The organism is Gilvimarinus sp. F26214L (assembly GCF_054401055.1).
Genome location: NZ_JBTIYG010000003.1, coordinates 1 through 7,963, shown reverse-complemented (window position 1 = coordinate 7,963; position 7,963 = coordinate 1). Strand labels below are relative to the sequence as shown.

The 7,963-nt window shown below is 58.0% G+C and carries 7 protein-coding genes; all 7 read left to right on the top strand.

Translation table 11 applies throughout. From position 1 onward, the window contains the following. Positions 1-200 precede the first annotated feature (200 nt). The 7 genes from ACURWW_RS04005 to ACURWW_RS03975 all read left to right on the top strand — a co-directional run bounded on the left by ACURWW_RS04005 (position 201) and on the right by ACURWW_RS03975 (position 7,807). On the top strand, positions 201-986 hold the full coding sequence (locus tag ACURWW_RS04005; protein ID WP_445618102.1) for an outer membrane lipoprotein-sorting protein: 786 nt from the start codon (positions 201-203) through the stop codon (positions 984-986). Between the two features lie 22 nt (positions 987-1,008). Then, positions 1,009-2,235, top strand: a complete 1,227-nt coding sequence (locus tag ACURWW_RS04000; protein ID WP_445618103.1) for an ABC transporter permease — start codon at positions 1,009-1,011, stop codon at positions 2,233-2,235. Next, positions 2,235-3,482: an ABC transporter permease gene (locus tag ACURWW_RS03995; RefSeq protein ID WP_445618104.1), complete on the top strand. Its 1,248-nt coding sequence runs from the start codon at positions 2,235-2,237 to the stop codon at positions 3,480-3,482. Before ACURWW_RS04000 ends, ACURWW_RS03995 begins: the two co-directional genes overlap by 1 nt. A gap of 13 nt (positions 3,483-3,495) precedes the next feature. Next, positions 3,496-4,179, top strand: a complete 684-nt coding sequence (locus ACURWW_RS03990; RefSeq protein WP_445618105.1) for an ABC transporter ATP-binding protein — start codon at positions 3,496-3,498, stop codon at positions 4,177-4,179. After that, positions 4,166-5,467, top strand: a complete 1,302-nt coding sequence (locus ACURWW_RS03985) for a hypothetical protein (RefSeq protein WP_445618106.1) — start codon at positions 4,166-4,168, stop codon at positions 5,465-5,467. Before ACURWW_RS03990 ends, ACURWW_RS03985 begins: the two co-directional genes overlap by 14 nt. Before the next feature lie 52 nt (positions 5,468-5,519). Next, complete coding sequence (locus ACURWW_RS03980; protein ID WP_445618107.1) at positions 5,520-6,296, top strand: hypothetical protein; 777 nt, start codon at positions 5,520-5,522, stop codon at positions 6,294-6,296. Positions 6,297-7,336: 1,040 nt separating this feature from the next. Next, positions 7,337-7,807: a hypothetical protein gene (locus ACURWW_RS03975; protein ID WP_445618108.1), complete on the top strand. Its 471-nt coding sequence runs from the start codon at positions 7,337-7,339 to the stop codon at positions 7,805-7,807. The last annotated feature ends 156 nt before the right edge of the window (positions 7,808-7,963 follow it).

Genomic DNA, 7,963 nt, shown 5'->3' with positions numbered 1-7,963 from the left:
CCAGCCGCTGCGTAAAACGTGAAGTACGGGGCAGCTCTGTTGGGTTACGGCCTTCGGCCTAACCCAACCTACAGGTGCTTGTTGGGGCAACGTCGTAGGTTGGGTTAGCGCAGCGTAACCCAACAATGAACTGAAGCACGGTGGCATTTCCCGTTCCCGTGGCGTTAGAATGGATTATCGCTGGGCGCCGGGGAAGGCTTATGGGCAGCAGGTTATTCGCAGGGACTTTCGCGTCCTTGCTGTGTTTTTTGCTTTTGTACCCGAATGCTGGTTTCGGGCAGGAGCAGCAAAGCGGCGAGCCTGATGCTCGCGCCATTATCCAGGCCGCCATTGATCACTGGCGCGGCACCAGTTCCTATTCCGACATGACCATGACCATCCACCGCCCCGACTGGGAGCGGCGCATGTCCATGCGCGCCTGGACCCGGGGCGAGGACCACAGCCTGGTGCGCGTGACTGCGCCGGCCCGGGACTCGGGCAGCGGAACCCTGTTGATCGATAACGACATGTGGACCTTTGCGCCCAACATCAATCGGGTGGTGAAGGTTCCATCCTCCATGATGGCCCAAAGCTGGATGGGCTCCGACTTTTCCAATCAGGACATCGCCCGCGCCGACGACATCCTCGACCAATACGACCACCGCCTGCTAAAAACGGAAACCACCGACGGCGGCCTTGTGTACCACATTGAAGCCATTCCCCACGAGACGGCGCCAGTAGTCTGGGGGCGGCAAGTGGTGCGGATTCGCGAGGACCACCTGATCCTGCGGGAAGACTACTACGATCAGAACAATCAACTGGTCAAAAGCCTGGTTACGCTGGACATCGCCACCATGGACGATCGGCCGGTGGCCCGGGTGCAGCGCATGAGCAAGGTGGAAGAACCGGAGGAGTGGACCGAGGTGCGCATCGACACCATCCAGTTCGGCGTTGAACTGCAGGACCGGATCTTCACACTGTCCAATCTGCGCAACCCGCGGCAGTAACCCCAGGCGAAGAGGAATTCCGGTGCTTGAACTGCGATTAGCCTGGCGAAACATCTGGCGGCATTCCCGGCGCACCTGGTTGACCGTGGGCGCCATGGTGTTCTCCAACATCCTGCTTGTCTTCATGATCGGCCTGCAGTTCGGCACCTATCAGCTCATGATCGACAACACGCTTCAGGTGTTCACCGGCCACATGCAGCTACAGGCACCGGGTTATCTGGACGAGCCCACCATCCGCAAAACCCTTCCCGACATTCAGGCACTGGCCGACGATGTTCGCGCGAACATCTCCGGGGTGGACGTGAGTGCCCGCGCGACCGGCTTCGCGCTCGCGTCCAGCGAGGAGCGCAGCTACGGCATTCAGGTGGTGGGCGTTCAGCCGCACTACGAGGCCCAGGTCTCCACCCTGTCGGGACTCCTCAAGGCGGGGCGCTATCTGCAGGCCGGGGACACTAACAGCGTGGTGATCGGAGAAACTCTGGCGCGCAACCTGAAGATCGGAGTAGGTGAGGAGCTGACCATTCTCGGCTCGGGGCGCGACGGGTCCATGGCCGCCGATGTGCTCACGGTGGCCGGCATCTTCGAAAGCAATATGCCGGACATGGACCGCTCCCTCGCCATCATGCCGCTGGAACAGTTCCAGAATGTGTTCTTCATGGAAGGCCGCGGCCACAATCTGATAATCAAGGCCCGGGATTTCTCCCTTGTGGATGATAAAACCACCCAGCTCCGGCGCCGCTACGGCGGTGATCCGGACATGGTGGTGCTGCACTGGGATGAACTGAACCCCGGTTTGCGGCAGGCCATACAGGCGGACATTGCCAGCGCCTGGTTCATGTACGGAGTGTTGATCATTCTGGTGGCCTTCAGCGTCATGAACACCCAGCTCATGTCCGTGCTGGAACGCACCCGCGAGTTTGGCGTTGTCATGGCCCTTGGCCTCCGATCCGGGCGTATGGTGCGTCTGGTGCTGTTGGAGACAGCAGTCATGGCGGGCGTGGGCCTGCTGCTGGGAGCACTGCTTGGTGGCGGGCTGAGTCTGATACTCGGGCACACGGGCTTTGTGTATCCGGGCATGGAAGAGATGACCGAACGCTTCAACCTGCCGGGCAGAATCTTCCCGGAAGTTTCTCTCTTCACGGTGTTGTTCGGCCCCGGTGTGGTCTTCGTCGCCAGCATGCTGGCGGCACTTTACCCGGCCCTGCGGCTGCATTTTCTGCAGCCCGTCGCCGCCATGAGAGCCGCCTGATGGAACTGGTGCACGGTAAGGGAAAGCACAACTGGCGTGTTCTGTTAACGCTGGCCTGGCGTTACCTGTGGCGCAACTACCGCCGCACCACCATCATGCTGCTGGCCATCGCCATTGGCGTCTGGGCCATGATTTTCATGATCGCTCTGCTGCGCGGCATGGTGGACGACATGGTGCAAAGCAGCGTTGAGTCATTCGTGGGCCATGTTCAGATCCACCATCCCGCCTACCGGGATGACCCGAGCATCGTTAATCATCTTCCGCCGCCGCGCGGTGAATTGCGCAAGTATCTGAACCAGGCGGGCCTGGACTGGACGGCGCGTCTGCGGGTTCCCGCCGTGGTGTCCAGCGAGCGGGAGTCGCTGGGCGTATTGCTCATGGGCGTGCAGCCGGATCGGGAGATGCGGCTCTCGGCACTTCCCCGGCAGGTCCGGGAAGGGCGCTTTCTGGAAAGCCCGGATGACCCCGGGATCGTGATTGGCGCCAGGCTGGCGCGGCGTCTGGAAACGGAGTTGGGCAAACGCATCGTGCTCATGAGCCAGGACCCGGCCAACGAAATCGCGGATCGGGGCTTTCGGATCGTGGGTATCTATTCCGCCGAGCTGCCCGCCATGGAAGAGCAGTTCGTGTTTATCGGGTTGAACGTTGCCCAGCAAATGCTGAGAGTGGGCGAGAGCGTCAGCGAGATCGAAGTCCAGGGTCCGGATTATCGCGAGGTGGATTGGTTCTACCAGGATATTGCCCGCCTGGAACCCGATCTGGATGTGCAACCCTGGTATGAGCTGGACCCCTATCTCGGCACCATGCTGGGGATGATGGACGGCGTGGTGCTGGTGTGGATCAGCGTGATTTTTCTCGCGCTGTCCTTTGGCCTGATTAACACCCTGGTCATGGCGGTGTTCGAACGAGTGCGGGAGATCGGCCTGGTTCTGGCCCTCGGCATGCGCCCCTCGGCCATTACCGCGCAGGTGCTGCTGGAAACCCTGATGCTGCTGGTGCTGGGCCTGGTGCTGGGCAACGCCCTGGCGCTGGCAACGATCATACCTCTGGCCGACGGCATCGACCTGTCGGCCGTCTCCGAAGGCATGGCCATGATGGGGGCGGGCAGTACGCTGTATCCTGCGCTGTACGGGAAGGATCTGCTCCTGGCCAACGGCCTGGTAATTGTGCTCGGCCTCTTTGCCGGCTTGCTGCCGGCCCATCGGGCCAGCCGCTATAACCCGGTGGAAGCACTGACAAAAACCTGACAATGGCGAACACATGGCAGCGGTAACTTGCGAAGACCTGACAAAAATATTCCGGCAGGGGGATGCCGCAATCACGGCGCTGGACCACCTCTCCGTTACCATCGAGGATGGGGAGTTCATCAGCCTGTCCGGCCCCTCCGGTTCCGGTAAAACCACCTTGCTCAATGCCATCGGGGGACTGGACCAGCCGGACAGCGGGCGCATCACCGTGGCCGGCCAGCGCATCGACCAGCTTCCCAAGGCCCGGCTCGCGGACATGCGCCTGCACAACATTGGCTTCGTGTTCCAGGCCTACAATCTCATTCCCGTCTTGTCCGCGCGGGAAAACGTGGAGTTTGTCATGCAGGTGCAGGGAGTCCCGGCGAAGCAGCGGCGGGACAAGGCGGCCGCCATTCTCAGGGAGGTGGGGCTGGAAGGCATGGAGGATCGCCGCCCCGGACAGCTATCCGGCGGCCAGCAGCAAAGGGTGGCGGTGGCCCGGGCTATCGTTTCGCAACCAGCATTGGTGCTGGCTGACGAGCCGACAGCCAACCTGGACTCGGCAGCCATGGCGCACCTGATGGATCTGTTCGTAGAGCTCAATGAGCACCATCGCGTGACCTTCGTAATCGCCACCCACGATCAGCGGGTCATGGCCTATGCCAAGCGCCGCATCCACATGCAGGACGGCAGGATCGTCAGCGATGAACTGCAATAAGCACGTCCTTGTAACCGTTTGGGCAATCCTCTCCGCCGTCCCGGCAGCCCGCGCCCTGGCGGCGGAGGGCCTGCTGGACCTGGACCTTCAGGGCCACCTTAAATACCGCTACCAAACCGTTCGCTATCCCGCGCACAGCATCTACCAACAGTCATACGGTGAGACCAGCAACGACCATTTGCTGGACAGCCGCTTCAAGTTCAGTTCCCGGGAAGGGCGCCTCGACCTGCAGGTGGACTATCAGGTTCAGGCGCTGTACGGGGACCGGCTCAGCACCGAGTTGGTGACCGGGAGCCCGGCATCGGCCGCCGCCTACCCCGAGGACGATCGGCGCGTGGTAGACCTCACCAAAGTGGTCAGCGAGGATGACGACACCGCACTTCTCCACCGTCTGGACCGTTTCAACATCGGCTACAGCAGCGACAAACTGGTGCTTCGCGCAGGACGGCAGGTTCTGAGCTGGGGCAACGGCCTCATGTTTAACCCTGTCGATTTCTTCAACCCCTTCGACCCCGCCGCCCTCGACACCGAATACAAAGTGGGGGACGACATGTTGTACGGTCAGTACCTGTTCGCCAACGGCGATGACCTTCAGGCCGTGGCCGTGGGGCGCCGCAACGAGCGGGACTCCGTAACCGCCGACGCGAGCAGCCTGGTGATCAAATATCACGGCTGGCTGGATAACTGGCTCCACAGCGAAACCCTTGCAGGCGCGGAGCTGGATCTGCTGGTGGGCGAGCATTTCGACGAAACCATCCTCGCCGCCGGATTGGTGAAAAGTGTGGGCGGCGCCGTCTGGCGCGGCGACCTGATGTTCACCGACACCGCGGACGACACGGTGCTGTCGGGCGTTATCAACCTGTCCTACTCCTGGACCTGGAGCGGAACCAACATCAGCGGCGCAGCGGAGTATTACTACAACGGCTTCGGCCTTAGCGACGGAACGTACACCCTGCCGGAAGTGTCGGCGGACCAACCGCTCCGGGACCGGCTAGGTCGCGGCGAACTTTATACGCTTGGCCGCAACTACCTGGGCCTATCCGCCACCATCGAACTCACCCCGCTCTGGCTGCTCGCCCCCACACTCCTGACAAACCTGGACGACCAGTCCGCACTGTTGCAACTGGGCAGCCGCCACGACCTCGCCCAGAACTGGCATCTCATCGCCGCCCTCAATCTTCCCCTGGGTTCCAAGAATACGGAATACGGAGGCATCAAGTCCGGCTTCGGGGAGAGCACGCTGGCCAGTGAGGGTGGCGTATTTTTGCAACTGGCTTATTATTTCTAAAGTCTGGTATTTGAATCTTGACCATTATCTGACCCGAGAACGGAGAAAAACAATGAAGACCCTGTTAAAAGTACTTGCCGGAATCGGAGCAGTCGTTGTAGTGGGGATTGCGGCAGTTCTATTCATGACCGCTGGAATGTCCGACACGGCGGACACGTTCTTCACCGCTGTGAAGGAGAACCGATACGACGACGCTTACCTGCTGCTTTCAGAAGATTTCAAGAAGAGCACCAGCAAAGCGCAACTACAACGCTACATGGAAAGCAACGGTCTGGACGACTTCGCGGAAGCGAACTGGGGAAGCAGGTCTGTCAATGGAGGTCGTGGCGAACTTTCCGGTTCGATCACTACGGGGAATGACGGTGTCGTTCCAATCTCACTCGGCTTCATAAAAGGCGAAAATGACTGGAGAATCTACTCCATCGAGAAACCAATCTCCGGAATCCAGGAAGGGCCAAGCGCAGACCGATTGCCATCGGAAAAAGAACAGATAGATCTCGTCAACGAGACAATGCAAGTCTTTGCGGTATCGGTGAAGGAAGGGAGTATGTCGAGAATGTACCGTCACGTATCCAACTTGTGGCAATCACAATTCAGCGTGGAGGATTTCGACAACGCGTTTGGGGCATTCTTCGAGTTTGGTCCTGCTCTGATGGTCCTGGACCAATATTCGCCGCAGTTCTCGGAAACAGGGTTCATAAACGACGATGGCGTCCTCAGGTTGAAGGGGTTCTACCCCACAGACCCGAACCAGGTCTACTTCGAGCACAAGTACGTCTACGAAGGATTAGGCTGGAAGTTGATGGGACTCAACGTGAATGTGGAGTAAGGCCCGGCTAATTGCTGCCGCCTCCTGTCAGACGTTTTTCATCGACATTTTGTCCAGTATTACTGGAATCAACGTAAGGTATTGAAATAAATAGAGTTAATGGGGCGCATTGGGCGCATGAGTATTACTGATGCGGTGACTTACGCTCATATTTACGGCAGACATGGCTTGAAGAGATTCACTCAGCCCGTTGAAATGAAACAATTTTTGCTTTGATTGGCAACGCCGGCTTGAGCGTGGATCATCATCATGTAAATATGAGCGTTGCGCTAATGATTAAACTGTTAAAAGTCTATGTTGCGTGAACCCGTGAGTCGAGATCAGGTAGCTAAAGTGAGGCCTTTCTTTAGGGGGCTCGCTGGTTTTTTCCTATTTTGCACTTTACTGGCTGCGGGAGGGCTCATTTTCGCTCTGGTTACCGAGCCCTTTTCGCCAGCTATTTTCATCGGTGCGGCGGTAGTGGTCGTCGCTGGGCATATTTCTGGTAGTGTCTTGTTCACCGGCTATGCGCCGAACTATCTTTTATCTGCGCATGGTCCAAAGCAAAGATTTTAACAAGTCGCAGCAGTACGCGGCCTACGGCCGCCGGACACCCTTTCCGTGGCTCCTTCGTCGCCACTCCAAGGGTGCCGCTGTGCTCAGCGTTATGAGTCAGGAGAGGTTGGAGCCTCGTGAGCACTAGTGGTTGGATCATCATTATTGCAGGAGCGCTAGCATCAGCGAACTTGGTGGTTTCGCTCTATGTCGCCAAGCGAGACGATCTAAGCCAATTGCAGAAGGTCGGGCAGTGCCTGTTGGTTTGGCTAATCCCCATTGTTGGCGCACTGGGCATTTGGCTTTTTTATCGGAGTAATGAGATCTCTGAGGAACAAAAACAATCCGTCGGTGGAGGACCCAGTGACAGTATCGGTGTCAGCAAATGGGGCGACTAGTGTTACTCACGATGGCAGTAAAACTCATAACAATCGCGTGTACCGGGACTGGTTTTCCGCTAGCGCTACAAACCAGCCCGTAACGCGGGCGTTATGCATAGGGCACCAATGAAAATCTTCGCAGCATCCATCTTCTGGGTTGTATCTGTTTGCGCGGCCTACTGGTATGGCGTGCAAATAGGCGGATCGAGAGTAGGGCTTCAATTTGCAGCTTCGGATGCATTGGATAGTAAACATACCATCGAGATCTTGAAGCATGCGACGCCGCAAGATGCTATTGACTGGCACGAATCAGAGATCAATCAAAGCCTCGTAGCCTATGGAAGATATTTGGATGACCCCAATCGATTTGCACCCGGGTTAGCTCGCACTGACGACGCTACTCGCTCTCTTTTCGAATTGGTGGCTTTGTACCGCACGGAAAATCCCAGGAGCATAGACGCTGGTGTGTTCGAATTTTCCGGTGACGAGAACCGCTTAACCGAAGAGGATATGCTGCAAATCAAAGAGGCGTACGACGCTGAAAATTCCAGTAACATCTACTACTTCAACAAAGCCATGGAGCAACTTGCAGACTAATGCATAACAATCAAAAGCAGTACGCCGCAAAAGGCGCGGCCAGACGCCATACGCTGCGCTCCTGGCGCTGCTGTTTTTGGCGTTAACTGTCATATGGATTTACCACTAGGCACTGCCAATTCGCAGTTGTACGAAAAGAACGGGCTGACTTACTAC